The organism is Anoxybacillus sp. TBDG-1 (genome assembly GCF_054815885.1).
Genome location: NZ_JBTZSY010000014.1, coordinates 43,621 through 61,357, shown reverse-complemented (window position 1 = coordinate 61,357; position 17,737 = coordinate 43,621). Strand labels below are relative to the sequence as shown.

The 17,737-nt window shown below is 40.1% G+C and carries 19 protein-coding genes, 1 pseudogene and 2 riboswitches; of the genes and pseudogenes, 11 read left to right on the top strand and 9 right to left on the bottom strand.

Features of this window, described 5'->3' with window-relative positions:
• Positions 1-59: 59 nt before the first annotated feature.
• On the top strand, positions 60-2,015 hold the full coding sequence (locus tag ACYQY7_RS06260; protein WP_461201246.1) for an AAA family ATPase: 1,956 nt from the start codon (positions 60-62) through the stop codon (positions 2,013-2,015).
• A gap of 21 nt (positions 2,016-2,036) precedes the next feature.
• On the opposite strand, the pseudogene ACYQY7_RS06255 reads toward ACYQY7_RS06260, so the two are convergent.
• The 3 genes and pseudogenes from ACYQY7_RS06255 to ACYQY7_RS06245 all read right to left on the bottom strand — a co-directional run.
• Positions 2,037-2,216: pseudogene (locus ACYQY7_RS06255) on the bottom strand (IS4 family transposase); the annotation flags it as partial.
• Between the two features lie 307 nt (positions 2,217-2,523).
• Positions 2,524-3,021, bottom strand: coding sequence for a PIN domain-containing protein (locus tag ACYQY7_RS06250; RefSeq protein WP_461201244.1), 498 nt, complete (start codon positions 3,019-3,021; stop codon positions 2,524-2,526).
• Positions 3,022-3,024: 3 nt separating this feature from the next.
• Positions 3,025-3,321 (bottom strand): hypothetical protein, encoded by a 297-nt coding sequence (locus ACYQY7_RS06245; protein WP_461201243.1) that lies wholly within the window; start codon positions 3,319-3,321, stop codon positions 3,025-3,027.
• A 199-nt stretch (positions 3,322-3,520) separates the two neighbouring features.
• On the opposite strand from ACYQY7_RS06245, the gene ACYQY7_RS06240 reads away from it, so the two are divergent.
• Entirely contained in the window at positions 3,521-4,399 is an 879-nt protein-coding gene (locus ACYQY7_RS06240; protein WP_461201242.1) for an Rpn family recombination-promoting nuclease/putative transposase, read from the top strand.
• 13 nt (positions 4,400-4,412) lie between these two features.
• Here the strand turns inward: ACYQY7_RS06240 and ACYQY7_RS06235 are convergent, their stop codons facing one another.
• Entirely contained in the window at positions 4,413-4,655 is a 243-nt protein-coding gene (locus tag ACYQY7_RS06235; protein WP_461201241.1) for a nucleotidyltransferase domain-containing protein, read from the bottom strand.
• A 190-nt stretch (positions 4,656-4,845) separates the two neighbouring features.
• On the opposite strand from ACYQY7_RS06235, the gene ACYQY7_RS06230 reads away from it, so the two are divergent.
• Both ACYQY7_RS06230 and ACYQY7_RS06225 read left to right on the top strand, forming a co-directional pair.
• Complete coding sequence (locus ACYQY7_RS06230) at positions 4,846-5,970, top strand: conserved virulence factor C family protein (protein WP_461201240.1); 1,125 nt, start codon at positions 4,846-4,848, stop codon at positions 5,968-5,970.
• Between the two features lie 19 nt (positions 5,971-5,989).
• The gene (locus ACYQY7_RS06225; protein ID WP_461201239.1) at positions 5,990-6,121 is read left to right on the top strand and encodes a hypothetical protein; all 132 of its coding nucleotides are present in this window, start codon (positions 5,990-5,992) and stop codon (positions 6,119-6,121) included.
• A 228-nt stretch (positions 6,122-6,349) separates the two neighbouring features.
• On the opposite strand, the gene ACYQY7_RS06220 is transcribed toward ACYQY7_RS06225, so the two are convergent.
• A complete protein-coding gene (locus ACYQY7_RS06220; RefSeq protein WP_461201238.1) occupies positions 6,350-6,922 on the bottom strand; it encodes a Uma2 family endonuclease in 573 nt (190 codons plus the stop codon).
• 170 nt (positions 6,923-7,092) lie between these two features.
• Between ACYQY7_RS06220 and ACYQY7_RS06215 the strand changes: the two genes are divergently transcribed.
• From ACYQY7_RS06215 to ACYQY7_RS06200, 4 genes are all read left to right on the top strand, one after another.
• On the top strand, positions 7,093-7,872 hold the full coding sequence (locus ACYQY7_RS06215; RefSeq protein WP_461201237.1) for a GNAT family N-acetyltransferase: 780 nt from the start codon (positions 7,093-7,095) through the stop codon (positions 7,870-7,872).
• A 70-nt stretch (positions 7,873-7,942) separates the two neighbouring features.
• On the top strand, positions 7,943-8,404 hold the full coding sequence (locus ACYQY7_RS06210) for a gamma-glutamylcyclotransferase family protein (RefSeq protein WP_461201236.1): 462 nt from the start codon (positions 7,943-7,945) through the stop codon (positions 8,402-8,404).
• Between the two features lie 11 nt (positions 8,405-8,415).
• Positions 8,416-8,808 carry a gamma-glutamylcyclotransferase family protein gene (locus tag ACYQY7_RS06205; RefSeq protein WP_461201235.1) on the top strand — a complete coding sequence of 131 codons (393 nt, stop codon included), beginning with the start codon at positions 8,416-8,418 and terminating at the stop codon, positions 8,806-8,808.
• A gap of 129 nt (positions 8,809-8,937) precedes the next feature.
• Positions 8,938-9,945, top strand: coding sequence for a TlpA family protein disulfide reductase (locus ACYQY7_RS06200; protein ID WP_461201233.1), 1,008 nt, complete (start codon positions 8,938-8,940; stop codon positions 9,943-9,945).
• A 284-nt stretch (positions 9,946-10,229) separates the two neighbouring features.
• Here the strand turns inward: ACYQY7_RS06200 and ACYQY7_RS06195 are convergent, their stop codons facing one another.
• The 3 genes from ACYQY7_RS06195 to thiC form a co-directional block, all read right to left on the bottom strand.
• The gene (locus tag ACYQY7_RS06195) at positions 10,230-10,574 is read right to left on the bottom strand and encodes a DUF779 domain-containing protein (RefSeq protein ID WP_461201232.1); all 345 of its coding nucleotides are present in this window, start codon (positions 10,572-10,574) and stop codon (positions 10,230-10,232) included.
• Between the two features lie 45 nt (positions 10,575-10,619).
• Positions 10,620-12,140, bottom strand: coding sequence for an aldehyde dehydrogenase (adh, locus tag ACYQY7_RS06190; protein WP_461201231.1), 1,521 nt, complete (start codon positions 12,138-12,140; stop codon positions 10,620-10,622).
• Between the two features lie 162 nt (positions 12,141-12,302).
• Positions 12,303-13,931 carry a phosphomethylpyrimidine synthase ThiC gene (gene thiC, locus ACYQY7_RS06185; protein WP_461201230.1) on the bottom strand — a complete coding sequence of 543 codons (1,629 nt, stop codon included), beginning with the start codon at positions 13,929-13,931 and terminating at the stop codon, positions 12,303-12,305.
• Positions 13,932-14,039: 108 nt separating this feature from the next.
• A riboswitch (TPP riboswitch) is annotated at positions 14,040-14,154 on the bottom strand.
• A gap of 89 nt (positions 14,155-14,243) precedes the next feature.
• Between thiC and ACYQY7_RS06180 the strand changes: the two genes are divergently transcribed.
• Both ACYQY7_RS06180 and ACYQY7_RS06175 read left to right on the top strand, forming a co-directional pair.
• Positions 14,244-14,696, top strand: a complete 453-nt coding sequence (locus tag ACYQY7_RS06180) for a PH domain-containing protein (protein ID WP_461201229.1) — start codon at positions 14,244-14,246, stop codon at positions 14,694-14,696.
• A complete protein-coding gene (locus tag ACYQY7_RS06175) occupies positions 14,686-16,083 on the top strand; it encodes a PH domain-containing protein (RefSeq protein ID WP_461201227.1) in 1,398 nt (465 codons plus the stop codon). The genes ACYQY7_RS06180 and ACYQY7_RS06175 overlap by 11 nt, the downstream gene beginning before the upstream one ends.
• A gap of 40 nt (positions 16,084-16,123) precedes the next feature.
• On the opposite strand, the gene ACYQY7_RS06170 is transcribed toward ACYQY7_RS06175, so the two are convergent.
• On the bottom strand, positions 16,124-16,834 hold the full coding sequence (locus ACYQY7_RS06170; protein WP_461201226.1) for an NAD-dependent deacylase: 711 nt from the start codon (positions 16,832-16,834) through the stop codon (positions 16,124-16,126).
• Between the two features lie 123 nt (positions 16,835-16,957).
• Positions 16,958-17,041, top strand: a riboswitch (cyclic di-GMP riboswitch).
• Positions 17,042-17,079: 38 nt separating this feature from the next.
• On the opposite strand from ACYQY7_RS06170, the gene ACYQY7_RS06165 reads away from it, so the two are divergent.
• A complete protein-coding gene (locus tag ACYQY7_RS06165) occupies positions 17,080-17,736 on the top strand; it encodes a hypothetical protein (protein WP_461201225.1) in 657 nt (218 codons plus the stop codon).
• The last annotated feature ends 1 nt before the right edge of the window (position 17,737 follow it).

Sequence of the window (17,737 nt, the reverse complement as noted above, 5' to 3'; positions counted from 1 at the left end):
AATAAGTGTCCAATTTTATTTGTCGGAAACTGTCCACTTTAGTTTAGCAGTTACAAGGGATTTTTACACTCGGAAAAGAGTCTAAAGAAATGATTGAAAAACTTGAAGAAAAAAAGAAACTTTTAGATAAGCATGATAATGAAATTGCCAGATTGAGAGACCATTTAAAACAAAAGCAACATGAACTCAAAGATGTTAAGGAAACATTTAAAGAACAATGTTGGCATATTAAAGTTAAATATGATTCACAATTTAAAGAAGCTTTTGAAGGGTTTCGTCATTCAAAAGATAAGTTTATGGAAAAATGCATAAAAGAGGTGGATAATAATACAAGAGAGCTATATTCTCTTGAAGAAATACAGCAGAGGAAAATATCTGTATTTAATGCGAAAAAAGATCCTTTACAATTGATCCCTATAATAAATGCTGTGGATTCATTTGATAAAAGAGAAATTTTAGAAAAGAAAATTATTGGAAAAGAAGATGTGGATATTGCAGACCTTATTTCTAGACTTAATATTAGTGACTGGGTTCGTCAAGGACATTTTCATTCTCTAAAGTCAAATGGTGTATGCCCATTTTGTCAACAAGAACTTCCAAAGAACTTTAGAAAAAAACTGGATGAGTATTTTAATGATTCATATAATAAAATGCTTAATGAGCTACAATTAGTTTCTACTCAATATAAAGATTTTTTTAAAACTTTGTTTGAAGAAATCAGTAGATTAGAAAGGTATCAAAATAGTTATTTTGATTACAAAAAAATAGATTCATTTTTTCAAATAATAAAATCACAGTATGGTGAAAATCTAAACTTAATTGAACAAAAAGAAAAAGAACCAAGTCGTTCTATATCTATTACCTCAGTTCAACAGTATATAGATAAGATAAATGAAGAAATTAAGGAAGCTAATAAAGAGATCGAAGAACACAATGAGTTACTAAAAAACTTAAAAGTTGAACAAAACAATTTGATTTCAGACATATGGAGATTTATTGTAGAAGAAAACAAAAATAACTATGAAGTTTATAAACAAAAAAGTAGTAAGACTGAAAAAGCTATACAAGGTATTAATGAAAGCATTGAGAAAAAGGAAAAGCATAGAAGAGATATAGAAATAGAAATTAGTAGGTATGAACAGGAATTAACAAGCATTAAACATTCAATTAATGAGATAAACAGCATACTTTCGTCCTATGGTTTTGATAGTTTTAAATTATCGGAGGCTGAAAGAGGAAATTATAAAATTATACGTGATGATGGGTCTGAGGCTGAAGATACATTAAGTGAAGGAGAAAAGACTTTTGTTACGTTTTTGTACTTTTATCAACTTATTAAAGGAAGTAATAATGAAGAGCAAATATTAGCTAACAAAATAGTTGTAATTGATGACCCTATTTCCAGCTTAGACAGTAACGTTCTATTTGTTGTAAGTAGTTTAATAAGAAAACTTATTGATGAAATACGAGAAAATCAAAGTTCTAACTTAAAGCAAATAATCATTTTAACCCATAATGTATATTTTCATAAGGAAGTATCATTTAACAAAGGAAAAGGAACAGACAAGTTGAAAGATGAAACATTTTGGATTATACGAAAGATAAATAATAAATCATATTTAAAAAGATACAATGAAAACCCGATTAAGACATCTTATGAATTGCTGTGGAAAGAATTAACTTATTTAAAACATGAAAAATCTGTAACAATTCAAAATGTCATGCGACGAATACTTGAGAATTATTTTAGATTTTTTGGAAATATAAATATTGACACAGAAGTAGATAAGTTTGCAGAAGAAGATAGGATTGTTTGTCGCTCCTTACTTTCTTGGGTTAATGACGGATCTCATCACATTAATGAAGATCTGTATGTGGAAAGTGGAGAATTGAACGAAAGGTATTTAAAGGTATTTAAGGACATATTTTATAATTTGGGACATGGCTCTCATTATGAAATGATGATGGGAGGATGTGAAGTTAAGTATCCTGATTCAGAAAAAGAATTAGTTTGATTTCCATAACACGGCTGTTGATTATCCAAAATTAGGCATACTCCTCCCGTATATTCGGGCATGCTCAAATAAGACAGCTGCCATCTCGGATTTCCATTCGAGAGGAAGTTGTCCAGAGAAAAAACGACGGACAAACGAAAGAAAGGTAAGGGACGAGGTTGTCCGCTTTTCCGTGCGATGATATAGCCATCTCAGTAACACATTGGTACGGTGCCTGTCACGCCCCGAGGATTGTCGAGATTTGTAGAAATAGAGAGTCATAGCGCGTGTACTTCTCTGCAATTTTTGACTCTCTTTGCTTTTTATTGTAGGAAAGGTGCCTTCACATTTTGAAATTACAATCGTTCCGTTCGTATAGTATACCAAAACACCTGCTATACGATTAAGTTTGGTTCTTGCTGTCGAAGGAAGAAGTGGATTTTGGTGATGGGGCCACGAATGTCGTTAATTGGGGTGTCGCGTAATACGTAAAGGGTAATATGTTCGAATAAAAATGCTAACGTTCTTTCTAAACCCCTCTGCTTTCGATATAGGCTTTGACAAACTCGCCGTAAGCTTTCTTATCTATTATGGGATTTACATAATTTAACTTCCGATCTTTATAAGTATAGTTCTCTCGAATCCAACGAAAGTCTTTATCGTTATTGCTAACTAATACGGCATTATGTATAAGAGCCGCCGCTGCAACAAGAGCGTCTGGTGCTTTAATACTCTTTTTGCGTGTACGATCGGCTCTCGCTTTTCTTCTTATGTCAGCTGCTAGCTCCGTATCTTCTCTAGTGATGTCATAAATTTGATCGGCCAGTTGAATATATCCTTTTCTATTTTCTCTTATATCAGGATCTGTTTCGATTTCGAAATGAGACATGATTTCCATCTCAATCAAGGTAGTCATAATAATTTCCGCTTCATCTTCAATCAGCTGTTCAATAAACTCTACTGCATCAGGGTAACCCATTTCATGTGCCGCATATATATTTGTATCAATTAGTATTTTTGTTGACACTGCTTAATCCTCCCACTCTTCTCTATTTGCAATTCTTAATGATTCCAACACGCCTTCTTTGCTAAATAACTTTGCACTACCAACCAGACGTTTGTGTAACGCTTTCTTTTCTTCCTTGGTTAGCTTCTTCTTTTCAGGTCGCACTTGAATGACCTCCTTCACTTGCCCTTCTGTTAGAACAGGCACTTCGATTCGGTAATGATGACGGTTTTGACGCGCGATTCTCTTTAAAATTGGTCGTTTTGCTGTTCCAGTTATTATATGATAGGCGCCACGGTTCCTTTTTTTGTTAGTTCTCATTTGCATCCCCACCTTGGTTGAGGTTTTATACATATTATATCATGTTTCAAGAAGTCATGATACGGTGCCACGCCCGAAGCATGCCGAGATTTATAGAAGCAGAGAGTGATCGTTTTTCTCTCTGCTCTTCCATTTTCGAAGCAGGAATGTTGTTTTTGCTGTCGAAAATACACAACAAAACAGAAAGCGAGGTGCATATATGGCGGTTGATCATGATCGATTGTTTAAAGAGTTGATTACGACGTTTTTTGAAAAGTTTCTTCTCCTCTTTTTCCCGCATGTGCATGAGCATATTGACTTTCAGCACGTGTCGTTTTTGTCAGAGGAACTGTTCACTGATGTGACGGCAGGGGAGAAGTATCGCGTCGATTTGCTTGTGGAAACGAAGTTGAAAGGAGAGGATAGCCTTATTATTGTCCATATCGAAAACCAAAGTTATGTGCAGCCATCGTTTCCCGAACGAATGTTTATTTACTTTAGCCGCTTGTTTGAAAAATACAGAAAGCCGATGTTGCCGATTGCCGTATTTAGCTACGACTATCTTCGCCATGAACCTTCATCGTTTACGCTTCAATTTCCGTTTTTCGATGTACTCCAATTCCGATTTCTTACTGTGGAGTTGCGCAAACAAAACTGGCGTGATTACATTCGCCACGACAACCCAATCGCCGCTGCGCTGTTAAGCAAAATGGGGTATACTGAAAGTGAACGGGTAGAACTAAAGAAGCAATTTTTACGCATGATTGTGCGGATGGAATTAGACGAAGCAAAGCAGCGATTGTTAATCGGCTTTTTTGAAACATATGTGAAGCTGTCAGATGAGGAAGAACAACAATTACGAAACGAGGTGAATGAAATGGAAACGAAAGAAAAAGAACAAGTGTTAGAGTTAATCATTTCGTACGAGAAAAAAGCGTTAGAAAAAGGCTTAAAAGAAGGAGTGGAACGAGGGTTACAACAAGGTTTGCAACAAGAAAAACGCCAGATTGCGAAAAAGATGCTAGCGAAGGGCTACGACGTACAGACAATCCACGAACTGACGGAGTTGTCTGTAGAAGAGATTGAGAAGCTGAAATGATAGGCTCTCTGTTTTAAATTTTTACCGTTTCCCATCCACCGCGCATTTCTGTTTTGTTAGACGAGTGGAAAGAAGATTGGGAGAGATGAAAAAGCTCGAGGAATAGCTTAGGCGGTGCATGTTCGCACCGCCTATTTGTCAATTGTTGCGCGAGCATAAATCGTTCATAGTGCTCTAATGATCGTTCATCGCTCAAGAAAGCAATGTCAATATCGCTATCGTGACAAATGTGTTCTGTTGCTGTTGATCCGAACAAATAAATGACATATGGGGAACGGCATTTGTTAACATTTCGACTATAGCTTGTTCCATGGCTCTATCCGTTTTTTTATTTTTTATACCCGTCACATTTTCGAGTTTATTGAGTGAAACTTTTGCTTTTCTTTGTTTCTTCCTTTTTAATGAAGTTACGAGGGATTTTTTTGTAGAGGATAGGAGAGAAACAAATGAAAATTCAATCCATTGAACCAACGCCAAGTCCAAATACAATGAAAGTGCTGCTTGATGAAGAGCTTCCGTTTGGCACAAGTTATAACTATAAGCCGTCGCAAGCGGAACAGGCTCCAGAAATTATTCAACAATTATTGAAAATTGAAGGCGTAAAGGGCATTTATCATGTCGCGGATTTTTTAGCTGTTGAACGGCATGCGAAATATGATTGGAAACCGATTTTAACGAAAGTGCGTGAAGTATTTGGCGAACAGGTCGAACCACTTCAAGAAAATAAGGCGGTGCGCAACGAGCATTTTGGCGAAGTGAAAGTGTATGTGCAAATGCTTTATGGCTTACCGATGCAAGTGAAGTTAACGGACGGTCACGAAGAGAGACGAGTTGGCTTGCCACAGCCGTTTGTCGATGCGGTGTTAGAAGCGCAAAAACATGCGGGGAATATCGTCATGGAGAGAAAGTGGGTCGAAAAGGGCGTTCGATACGGGACGTTTGAAGAAATCGGCGCCGAAATAGTCGAGGAGTTGTCTGCCGCTTATCCACCCGAACGGCTCGAGCGGTTCGTGAATATGTTTAAACAAGGCGAGCAGGTGAAAACGCAAAAACGAACGAGTTTTCAAGTGACAGAACAAATGCTAGATGACCAAGATTGGACGAAACGATATGCAGCGTTAGAGCAAATGGGAGAGCCGACAGAAAACGATTTGCCGGTGTTGGCGAAGGCGTTAAAAGATGAAAAAGTCGCCATTCGTCGCTTAGCGACTGCGTATTTAGGAATGATTGGCGGAAAAAATGTACTTTCATATTTATATGAAGCGCTAAAGGATCCAGCCGTTTCTGTGCGCCGTACCGCTGGCGACTGTTTGTCTGATATTGGCGATGTGGAGGCCATTCCTGTGATGGTCGAAGCGCTAAAAGATGCAAGCAAGCTCGTTCGCTGGCGTGCCGCGATGTTTTTATATGAAAATGGCGATGAATCCATTCTGCCTGCGTTAAAAGCAGCCGAAAACGACCCGGAATTTGAAGTAAGCATGCAAGTAAAAATGGCCATTGAACGAATCGAAGGTGGCGAAGAAGCGAAAGGATCCGTTTGGAAACAAATGACGGAGAGTAGAAAGGGATAAATATAGTTATCTTGGAGATTTGAAAAATACAAGTAAAGGTACATCGCTACGAAATAATGAAAGCGTACTAGAAGAACAGCAGTCACCATCGCTGCAATCGCTAGCAGAAGAAGGGAAAACGTGCACGGACGGAAATTGCGCTATCGACTAAATTCAAGCAGATGAAAAGCCGGCTAGGGAACTTTAGCCGGCTTTATAAAAAGACAAGAAAGTACATGGGAGTTACCACGGTAAGCTGTCTAGCTCCAAGCGCCATGGACAAACCATCCTCGGTGGGGCTTGTGCGCCCTTCGCGGAGCCAAGGATGGCGACATTTCGCCGTTGCCCGCAGGATGCGGGCTGCCTTTAGGCGAAATTGGGACACTTTGCGCTTTTCTTATTATTCCACATCATCCATATGCAAAATGGAATCAAGCGAAATTGCTAAATCTGGATACAAAAAAGATGTTAGTACATCTCTCGGACCGAATACCGCCCGTTTTTGAAACCGTCCGTCTTCTAAGCCGATGACTTCAATCGTCCGATTGCTTGGGTCAACCATCCAGTACTCTTTCACACCATTTGCTTCATACAAATAATATTTTTGATTTCGATCTTTAATTCCTGTGCTAGCGGATAACACTTCGATCACGAGATCGGGTGCACCTTGTACTCGGTTTTTCTTCAGTTGAGTTACGTTGCAAATAACGAATAAATCCGGCTGTACAACTGTTTGCGCTTCTTCTTCATTTTTAGCTGTATCGAATTGCACATCAAATGGGGATAAGATGAGGCGGCATCCTTGTGCTTTGAAGTAAGGAGCTAAGGCGAGATACAGTTCGCCAACAACATATTGATGAACATACGAAGGCGATGCAAGCAAATAAGGGATACCGTCAATCAGCTCCCAATTTCCTTCCCATTGTTGAATATCTTTATATGAATACAGACGACCGTGTTGTGCTTTTTCCATCTCTCTCACCTGCTTCTTTGTCTTTTTTACATTATATCACAATGAGAGGGCACTTTTTGTATGCGACGAGAATCAAGCCTCATCTTTTTCGTTTTTTTTACATATTTCGACAAAATTTTGTGTGTATGTTTGCTATAGTAGGATTAATATTTGATCGAGGAGGGATGGATATGATTCGTAAGCTGAATAGGGCGGATCATCATGTTGTGTTTTCTTTTTTAAAGCAAGAGCCGTCACTTAATCTTTTTATTATCGGTGATATTGAAGCGTTTGGATATGAGCAGGAGTTTCAAGAGCTATGGGGTGACTTTGATGAGGACGGTGCATTGCGAGCCGTGTTGTTGCGATTTTATGATTCGTATATTCCATATGCTCCGGGGGAGTTTGATATAGACGGATTTGCGAAAATTATGAGAGATACTGCTCATTCTGTTCGACTTTCTGGAAAAACAGATCTTGTTGCAGCATTTGAACATCTCTTGCCACTTGGGAAAAAGCGTGTGACGTATTTTTGCGAATGTAACGAAATCATATTTCCGGAAGTGGAAAGCCGCTATGAAATAAAACAAGCAACGATCAATGATGTGGATCGAATAATAGCGTTGCGCAGTCGCATTGCTGAGTTTTCGGTGCTTCCTTCATCGCGAGATATGCTTGTCAAATCGTTAGAGACGAACACAGGTCGCACGTATTATATCGAGGAGGATGGCCGCATGGTGTCGTCTGTCTCGACAACTGCAGAGAATACGCTGTCTGCGATGGTTGTCGGTGTTTGTACGGATCCGAATGATCGTCAAAAAGGGTATGCAAGCGAAATAATGAAACGTGTCATCCAAGACTATATTCGCGCAGGCAAAACGTTATGTTTATTTTATGATAATCCGAGTGCAGGACGTATTTATAAACGACTTGGTTTTTCCGATATCGGCATGTGGACGATGTATGGGTGACATATGGTTTTTGTTTGCGGTTTTGCGTATATGTTGACACATATAAACAAAATGAAAGGTGCGGATGCATATGCCATTATATTTTGCGTACGGTAGTTGCATGTCGTTTTCGGACTTAGAAAGAACGACAAGTTTTGAGTACGTTGGAACGGGGATTGTTTTCAATTATCGCCTCGCATTTTCGGTATATTCGCGTACGAGACAAGGTGGGGTCGCTGATATCGTATATGCTCCGGGGGAAAAAGTGGAAGGAATTTTGTTTGAAGTGCCGGACTTTAAACAGTTAGACAGACGAGAAGGCCATCCGAATTTTTATCGGCGTTGTGAAATTGAAGTGTGGGATGAACAAGCGAAAACGATGCGAATAGCTAGTACGTATGAAGTCGTTCACAAAAAAACAGCTGAAATTCCGCCGTCTCGTGAGTATGCGAACATTTTGCTAGAAGGGGCGAAACGATTGTCTGAGCCATACCAGCAACAGTTGCAAGCACATATTTTTTCACTTTGGGGAAAAGAAAAAACAACCGAGTAAGGTGAGCGAAGATGAAATCGTTTCAAGTGTTCGTATACGGGACGTTGCTGCAAGGGGAGCCGAATCATCATGTTGTTGCCCCGTATGTTGCACATATCGAGAAAGGTGCTGTATGTGGTTGGCTTCATAGCGTTCATGATTTGTATCCGGCTTTAGTGCTTGATCCGTCTGCTCCTCCTGTGGACGGGGAATGGCTGACGGTGAGCGAAAAAGGACTAAGGGCAATGGATCGGCTTGAAGGATATTACGGAGAAGGAAAGCACAACGATTATGAACGAGTATTCGTGACAGATGTAAACGGAAAGACGGTCGGATTTGTGTATGTATACCCAAGCGAGCGAGCGAAACATTTGCCGCGAATCGGCACGTCGTGGAGGGCGTATAGGCAGTCGCGAAAAACATAAGAGACAAGAGAAGCGTGAAGTTTGCAAGTTTTTGACGCACTTCACGTTTTTCTATTGTTACATATGTGAATATAATAGAGGAGATGGATGCGTTCACTGAAAAAATGGAAATGAAGAGAGGGAAATACGGTGCAGCTTGGAGCGGTTGTCATTCAAGGAGAAAATGTATTACTTATCGTCAATTTGCTTATGACGTACGTGTTTTTTTATTACGGTTTGTTCGTTTTAAAAGCGAAACGAGATGTGATGGATGTTATTTTCAACAGTTTCATATATGGTTTGGTCATATGGAAATTGAGTTACGGTATTGTGCATCCGAACGTGGTGTTACAAAATCCGTTAACGCTCGTTTATTTCAACGGTGGCGTTGTTGGCCTTGTTTTAGCAGCAATATTTATTGTCGTGTATACATATTGGCAACTGAAAAAACAACACATTTCGTTCGATGTTTATATTCGTTCAGCTACTCCTATATATTTCGGGTACTGGGTCGTATTCAGTATGGTGAAAGGAAGTGAATTTTCGGAACAGCACTTCATTTGGCTACAAGCTATCGTAGCTCTTATTTTTTTCGTTGTCTCTTCCCGTACAAAAACGACGCAAAAGTTCGGACAATTGCTTGTTTTGTTCCATATTTTTGCCTTTATCTTTATATTCGCACCAATATCGGATACGACAAATGAAGGCACGTCAGAGCAATCGAGTACAAACGTTGGAATTGATGTTGGAGAAATGGCTCCGGATTTTGAATTAATGACATTAAAAGGAGAAAAAGTACAGTTGTCTCAATTTCGGGGGAAGAAAGTGATTTTAAATTTTTGGGCGTCGTGGTGTCCTCCGTGCCGCGCAGAAATGCCAGAGATGCAACGATTTTATGAACAGCATGGACAACATGTCGCCATTGTAGCTGTCAACTTGACGAATAAAGAAAAAAATCATCAAGCCGTTGAGACGTTTATTAACGAAAAAGGAGTGTCATTCGATATTATGTTTGATGAGCAAGGAACGGTTAGTAAAACATATGAAGTCATCACCATTCCGACTTCGTACATTATTGATGAACACGGAGTCATTCTCCATAAACATGTGGGCCCCCTTTCATATGATATGATGAAACGAACCGTTTTGTCGGAATGAGCTCGGTCGTTTCGTATGTTGAGCGAACAGCTTTTATATCTGTTCGCTCATTTGGTGCGCTCGGCATGGGTGCAATCTCTAGGGTGAAATAGTCGAAAAGGGTACTGGCGTATTTCAAATAGCCCCATCTTACACAGAACCCTTGGAAACTCCTATTGGAATGACCAAGGTCTCAAAAGTCTACAAGAACGTTATGAATTCTTGCGTTATTGATCTTGATTCAACCGCCGTATACGGAACCGTACGTACGGTGGTGTGAGAGGACGGAGGTTAATCACCTCCTCCTACTCGATTGAATCAAACATTTTTGATCTTGTTAAAAAACGCACCCCTTCGGATCCTTCAAGAGAAAACATACCGCCGCGACCAGGTACAACATCAATAATGAGTTGTGTATGTTTCCAATATTCGTATTGAGCAGCGTGTATATAAAATGGGCATCCTCCGATTTCCCCAAGCAACACGTCCGACTGTCCGATGATAAACTCCCCTTGTGGATAGCACATTGGTGAACTTCCATCGCAACAGCCGCCCGATTGATGAAACATAAGCGGACCGTACTTTGCTTTTAATTGTTCAATAAGTTGCAGTGCAGCATTGGTCGCGATCACTTTCGGTTGCATGTGCATCATCCTTTCAAAAAAGGCAGCGCTTTTGAGACGCTGCCTGAACGATTAGAAAAATCCAAGTTTTTTCGGCGAATAGCTAACAAGCAAGTTTTTCGTTTGTTGGTAGTGATCGAGCATCATTTTGTGCGTTTCGCGACCGATTCCTGACATTTTATATCCGCCAAACGCTGCATGCGCAGGATATGCGTGATAACAATTTGTCCACACGCGTCCAGCTTGAATGCCCCGACCAAAGCGATAGGCTGTATTCATATCGCGCGTCCATACACCAGCACCTAGTCCGTATAATGTATCGTTTGCGATGGACAACGCTTCTTCTTGATCTTTAAATGTTGTGACAGACACTACTGGACCGAAAATTTCCTCTTGGAAAATGCGCATCCGATTATGTCCCTTGAAGACAGTCGGTTTCACATAATAGCCGCCTTGTAAATCTCCTTCTAACATATTGCGTTCGCCACCGATGAGAAGTTCAGCGCCTTCTCGTTTGCCGATGTCAATGTATGACAAAATTTTCTCTAGCTGTTCGGATGAAGCTTGGGCGCCAATCATTGTGCTCGTATCGAGCGGATTACCTTGTTTAATTTGTTTGACTCGCTCTAATGCCCGTTCCATAAATACGTCGTAAATGGATTCTTCGATTAATGCACGTGAAGGGCATGTACAAACTTCTCCTTGATTTAAAGCGAACATCGTAAATCCTTCAAGCGCTTTATCAAAAAATTCGTCATCTTTCGCAGCGACGTCCGCGAAGAAAATGTTTGGTGATTTTCCGCCGAGTTCAAGTGTGACCGGAATTAAATTTTGAGATGCATATTGCATAATGAGACGTCCTGTCGTCGTTTCGCCGGTAAAGGCAATTTTTGCGCTGCGCGGGTTAGAAGCGAGCGGTTTGCCAGCTTCAAGACCAAATCCGTTGACGACGTTGACAACTCCTTTTGGTAGTAAGTCTTGGATGAGCTCGATCAGCACGAGAATTGATGTTGGTGTTTGTTCGGCTGGCTTTAGTACAACGCAGTTGCCAGCAGCTAAAGCAGGTGCAAGTTTCCAAGCTGCCATTAAAATTGGGAAATTCCACGGAATAATTTGTCCGACAACGCCGAGCGGCTCTTTAAAATGATAAGCAACGGTATCGTTGTCAAGCTCCGCTAATGTGCCTTCCTCAGCGCGAATGCAACCAGCAAAATACCGGAAATGATCAATGGCTAAAGGAATGTCAGCTGCACGTGTTTCACGAATGGGCTTTCCGTTTTCCCACGTTTCCGCCACAGCAAGCATGTCTAAGTTTTCTTCCATTCGGTCTGCGATTTTGTTTAACAGGCGTGCCCGCTCGGCAACAGATGTACGCCCCCATGCTTCTTTCGCTGCATGAGCTGCATCGAGTGCCAATTCAATATCGGCAGCTTTTGAACGAGGGACTTCGCAATATACTTGTCCAGTGACTGGCGAAATGTTCTCGAAATATTCCCCATCAATTGGAGGTACCCATTCTCCTCCGATGAAATTTTCGTATCTTTTTTTAAATGTAATGAGTGAGCCAGGTTGTCCAGGCTGAGCGTAAATCATTTGAATTCCTCCTTTTGTATCCGTTTTCAAAAAACAATGGATGACCAAGTCTGATACAAATGATATGTGTCCATTTTGTGAAATATGATAAATAAAAAATGTCTCATATTTTTGTTTTATTTAAAAAGGGGCTTTTTGGATCAGCCCCTTGTAACAAATAAACTAGCCTCTTCGAAACGTTTTTTGTAGTTGATGCGAGATATTCATTGAACAAAATTTAGGACCGCACATTGAACAAAAGTGGGCAAGTTTTGCTCCTTCAGCTGGTAATGTTTCATCGTGATACTCACGTGCACGTTCAGGATCTAAAGACAAGTTAAATTGATCGTACCACCGAAACTCAAATCTTGCTTTTGACAAGGCGTCGTCTCGTTGTTGTGCATTAGGATGTCCTTTGGCCAAATCAGCTGCATGAGCGGCAATTTTATAGGCGATGACACCTTGGCGCACATCTTCTTTATTCGGTAAACCAAGATGTTCTTTCGGAGTGACATAGCAAAGCATAGCTGTACCATGCCAACCGATAAGCGCTGCACCGATGGCAGAAGTAATATGATCGTAGCCTGGTGCAATGTCGGTAGTTATAGGACCTAATGTATAAAAAGGTGCCCCGTGACAAATTTCAATTTGTTTATCGACATTTTCTTTAATTTTATGCATTGGAACATGTCCGGGTCCCTCAATCATAACTTGAACATCGTGTGTCCAAGCGATTTTTGTTAATTCTCCAAGTGTTTGCAATTCGGCAAATTGAGCTTCATCGTTTGCATCCGCAATAGAACCTGGACGTAACCCATCGCCAAGTGAAATAGCAACATCGTAAGTTTTTACAATTTCACAAATCTCTTCAAAATGAGTGTATAAAAAGTTTTCTTCATGATGTGCTAAACACCATTGTGCCATTATTGAACCGCCACGCGAGACGATGCCTGTTGTTCGATTGATCGTCAATGGAATATAGCGAAGTAGCACACCTGCATGAATGGTGAAATAATCCACACCTTGTTCCGCTTGCTCGATTAATGTTTCACGATAAATGTCCCATGATAAATTTTCAACAATACCGTTCACTTTTTCTAATGCTTGATAAATCGGTACAGTACCAACTGGAACAGGAGAGTTTCGAATGATATATTCTCTAGTTTCATGTATAAATTTTCCGGTTGATAAATCCATGACTGTATCTGCTCCCCAGCGAATTGCCCAGAGCATTTTTTCAACTTCTTCATCCATTGAAGATGTAACAGATGAATTTCCAATATTTGCATTAATTTTTACATGAAACTGACTTCCGATAATCATCGGTTCACTTTCCGGATGATTAATATTAGCTGGAATGATTGCTCTACCTGCCGCAACTTCTTGTCGAATAAATTCTGGATTCATTTGTTCACGTATTGCAACAAACTCCATTTCTGGTGTAATAATCCCTCGTTTTGCATAGTGCATTTGTGTAACAGTTTTTCCTTTCTTTGCGCGGAATCTTCTGCATTGGAAAGGTAGGTTTGTGTTAAATGGCTGAGTTTTGTATTGTTCTACATCGCCGCGTTCTTCTATCCATTTTTCTCTTAATTTTGGCAGTCCTTGATGAATGTTCGGTTCAAACTGTGGATCAGTATATGGCCCGCTTGTATCATATACTCGAATTGGTTCATTATCCGATATGTTTGTCTCTGTTTTCGTTCGTGTGAGTTGAATTTCACGCATCGGAACAAGAATGTCTTCGCGTGTCCCTCTCACATATACTTTTTTACTTGAAGGAAATTGCATGTTAGAAAATAAGTCATTCATTTTCACTCGCTCCTTTTTCATTTTTTAGTTGGAGCAATGCCAATACGTAAAAAAATCAGGTTCTGTAACGAGAACCTGATTTTGTCCGCAAATAGTACAAGCAAAAAACACTCGCACCATCTACTTCCCTACGCTGGCATCACCCAGATCAGGTTCAAAGGGTCAAAGAACTTTTGCGCGTTCTTCTCTCAGTCCAAGCTATTGGACACCCCTAGTAGATGAAAAATTATGAACTTTAAAAATAATTTAACATATGATAAAAATGTTGTAAAGTTATATATGATAAACCTGTTAGAAAAGAGGATGTGAAAGATGAAAAACAAACTTTCTGAACGGGCTGTGTCTGTATGGCGGATATATGAAGCCATTCGTTTAATTATTTTTTTGCTTTTGTACGTGATTACTAGTTTTTTCGTTCCAACATGGATTGTTTGGGTGTTAGTTTTTTTATGGATTGTAGACGCTATTTTATTCGTTTTTTTCGTTCCACGATGGAAATGGGAACGCTGGCGATATATGATTCGCGATCGAGAAATTGAACTCGAGCACGGAGTATGGATTCGAAAGCGTACCCTTATTCCCATCCATCGCGTTCAACATGTCGATGCAAAGCAAGGTCCGTTAGCTAGAAAATATAAACTTGCTTCCATTTACATTTATACAGCGGCAACAGCGCATGAAATTCCATTTCTTGATGAACAAGAGGCAGAAACGCTGCGTGATTACATTTCTTCTTTAGTAAAGGAAGATGACTATGACGCATGAGACGAAACGGTTACATCCGATTGCGATTGTCATTTACACGATGAAGCGGTTGAAACAAGGACCTTTTCTTGCCCTTGCCTTACTGATTGCGATAAAAGAGAAAACAGGTAATCCTTTTGCTGATTGGTCGCCGTTGTTTTTATTTCTTTTATACGCTATGTTTGCTGGATATATGTCATGGAAGCGATTTACATATCGTTTAGAAGAAAATGACATGTATATTGAACAAGGGATATTTGTAAAAAAGAAACGGTATATTCCGTTTGAGCGTATTCAAGGTATTTCACATTCGTCAGGGGTGTTACAGCGGCTTGTAGGTGTTGTGCAAGTACATATTGAAACAGCTGGAAGGCAAATTGATGAACCGGAAGTCGTGTTGCCAGCCGTTTCAATAGAAGAAGCCAATCAAATCGAGCGTGCAATACGCAAATTAAACGAAGGGAACTTGCTCATAAAGCATGAGACAGATGTTGTATTTACACTTCGTTTTGGCGACGTGCTTTTTTTAGCTGTAACAAGCGGCGGCGCTTTTGGTGTTATTGCGGCGATCGGTGCATTTCTTTCTGAATTTGATAATTTTATTCCGTTTGAACGGCTAAAAACGTTTTTACCAATAGATGATACGACTTCTACCATTGTACTTTTGTTTACAATGCTAATTATCGCTTATATTTTGTCTATCGTTGGTCATCTTTTGGGCTATATGAATTTTACGGTTGTGAAACAAAAAAACACGCTAATGATTACAACTGGGTTGCTGCAAAAAAAGAGTATTTCTACGCCTGTTGAACGTGTGCAAGGCGTTGTGATTAAGGAGAGCTTGGTTCGTCGATGGTTTGGGTATGTTTCTGTTCATCTTATTCATGCAGGTGGGTCGCTCGATGATGGAAAACATGGGAGTCTTTTGTTGTTTCCGCTCGTTCGAACAAATGAAGTCACTTCACTTATTGCTGCTTGTTTGCCTGAATATCGTTTGCATGATTCGTTTCAATCGTTACCTACACGTGCACGTTGGCGTTATATATTAAGACCCACTTATATCGTCATGCCGATTACGATCGTAGCAATCATATATTTCCAGCGATTTGAAACTCTTTTTTTTCTTTTGATCGCAATGTATATCGGTTATCGGACGTATAAACAAGCGGGAGTGGCGCTCGGGGGCAAGCAACTTGTGTTGAGACGTGGATGGTTGACGATCAAAACAGTATATATGCTAAAGCATCGTATTCAATCGTTGACGATGTCACAAACTCGTATGCAACAACGGGCTCGGTTATGTACCGTACGTGCAACAGTCATGCCTGGCATACGCATAAAAGTCGTTGATGTTGATGAACGTGAGGCAAAAGCAATATACGAATGGTTTTTGGAAAATAAAGAATAAGCAATGATTGTGTCCCAAAAGAACACATTTTGGGACACAATTAAAGGAATTCGTCAATTTCCTGCAACACTTCTCCGATTTTACGGCCATGTACAATTAAATCTGCCCAATCATCGAATGGCGTCGGTTCCATATTCACGATAACAAGTTTTGCCCCGCTTCGTTTGGCGATGACAGGAAGCTCGTTCGCCGGCGATACTTGTAAAGAAGAGCCGAGCACAATCCATAAGTCCGCCCGTTCGGCTGCTGTCCATGCTTGTTCAATTGCATCATATGGCAACGATTCGCCAAATAAGACGACGGAAGGGCGCAAAAAGCCGCCACATGTGCACTCAACCTGCTTGTCTACATATCGTTTCGCATCGTACGTTTGCTTACAGCGCAAGCAATAGACGGTTCGCAACGTCCCGTGCAATTCGACGACATTTGTACTGCCTGCTTGTTGGTGAAATCCATCGACATTTTGCGTGACGATTTGATGAATAAGCCCTCGTTTTTGCCAATTGGCCAAAATCGTATGCCCAATATGCGGCCCGCATTCAAGAAGCGTGCGAATGCGATATTGGTAGAACGCGATAAATTCCCCGCGGTTATGTTTTAGCGCATACGTACTTGCTAATTGCTGCGGATTTTTCGTACGCCAAAGTCCTGTATTTGTCGAACGAAAATCAGGCAGCCCACTTTCTGTCGACATTCCTGCCCCAGTAAATACGACTGTATGCGAAGATTCTTTCAACCATCTTTCTAGCATAACTGTCCCCCTTTTTTTATCATACCATTTCTATCTTCGACCGCTTCTTCCTTTATTTTCGCATATATTTACTAGAAAAATAAGGACTTTCGATTCATGTGCATGAAAATAAGCGAAGTATAATAAAAGCAAAGGCACAGCTAAGGAAACTTAGCGTCGCAAAGCTATAGGGGCTAAGGGGAGAACCTATGCCAGCCAGCTGCCATTACCAAAAAAACATACATATGAAACGGAGGAGAAGGGTAATGTTGAAAAAAGGATTACCGATTTTATTAGCATCGATGCTTATTGCTTCCCCTACTTTCGCAGCAAAGCATGACGGAAAACATGTAGAGAAGAGCCATATTGTTGTGAAAAAAGAAGAAGCGAAGAAAAAACAACAGCTAGCGCAAAAGAAAAAAGAAGAAGCAAAGAAAAAACAAGAACTAGCCAAACAGAAAAAAGAACAACAAATGTTGAAAAACAAATTAGTAGAATTAAATAAAAAGCTCGGTAAGATCGAATTGCGTTTGGATGAGATAACAGTAGCACTCGCAGCGCTTAGCATGTCAAACGAACAACCAGTGCAAACAGAAGAAACGCCGACACAGATCGAGCAAACAACAGACGAAACAACACAAGTAGTCAGTGAACAAGGTAGTACAACTGTGACAACTCTTGAACAATCGACAGTTGTGCAAACAGATGAAGATGACGAGGAAGAAAAACAAGAAGAACTAGACAAATGGATTGGAAAACTTATTTCTACTTCTAACCAGTTAAAAGCGGTGAAAAATGAAATTCGTGCGTTAGAAAAGAAATTGTCTTCAAATGACGCCAACATGCAAGCGTTAAAAGAAAAAGTGAAAGTGTTAGAAGAAAAAGTACAACAAAATAAAAAGAAGTTGTTTGAATTAATGTAAT

Excerpts from the sequence above, each read along its gene's own strand:
- thiC (WP_461201230.1), bottom strand. The coding sequence starts at position 13,931 with ATGAATGACTTATTTTCTAACATGCAATTTCCTTCAAGTAAAAAAGTA.
- ACYQY7_RS06175 (WP_461201227.1), top strand. The coding sequence starts at position 14,686 with ATGACGCATGAGACGAAACGGTTACATCCGATTGCGATTGTCATTTAC.
- ACYQY7_RS06215 (WP_461201237.1), top strand. The coding sequence starts at position 7,093 with ATGATTCGTAAGCTGAATAGGGCGGATCATCATGTTGTGTTTTCTTTT.
- ACYQY7_RS06245 (WP_461201243.1), bottom strand. The coding sequence starts at position 3,321 with ATGAGAACTAACAAAAAAAGGAACCGTGGCGCCTATCATATAATAACT.
- ACYQY7_RS06180 (WP_461201229.1), top strand. The coding sequence starts at position 14,244 with ATGAAAAACAAACTTTCTGAACGGGCTGTGTCTGTATGGCGGATATAT.
- ACYQY7_RS06230 (WP_461201240.1), top strand. The coding sequence starts at position 4,846 with ATGAAAATTCAATCCATTGAACCAACGCCAAGTCCAAATACAATGAAA.
- ACYQY7_RS06165 (WP_461201225.1), top strand. The coding sequence starts at position 17,080 with ATGTTGAAAAAAGGATTACCGATTTTATTAGCATCGATGCTTATTGCT.
- ACYQY7_RS06205 (WP_461201235.1), top strand. The coding sequence starts at position 8,416 with ATGAAATCGTTTCAAGTGTTCGTATACGGGACGTTGCTGCAAGGGGAG.
- adh (WP_461201231.1), bottom strand. The coding sequence starts at position 12,140 with ATGATTTACGCTCAGCCTGGACAACCTGGCTCACTCATTACATTTAAA.
- ACYQY7_RS06210 (WP_461201236.1), top strand. The coding sequence starts at position 7,943 with ATGCCATTATATTTTGCGTACGGTAGTTGCATGTCGTTTTCGGACTTA.
- ACYQY7_RS06195 (WP_461201232.1), bottom strand. The coding sequence starts at position 10,574 with ATGCACATGCAACCGAAAGTGATCGCGACCAATGCTGCACTGCAACTT.
- ACYQY7_RS06240 (WP_461201242.1), top strand. The coding sequence starts at position 3,521 with ATGGCGGTTGATCATGATCGATTGTTTAAAGAGTTGATTACGACGTTT.
- ACYQY7_RS06170 (WP_461201226.1), bottom strand. The coding sequence starts at position 16,834 with ATGCTAGAAAGATGGTTGAAAGAATCTTCGCATACAGTCGTATTTACT.
- ACYQY7_RS06220 (WP_461201238.1), bottom strand. The coding sequence starts at position 6,922 with ATGGAAAAAGCACAACACGGTCGTCTGTATTCATATAAAGATATTCAA.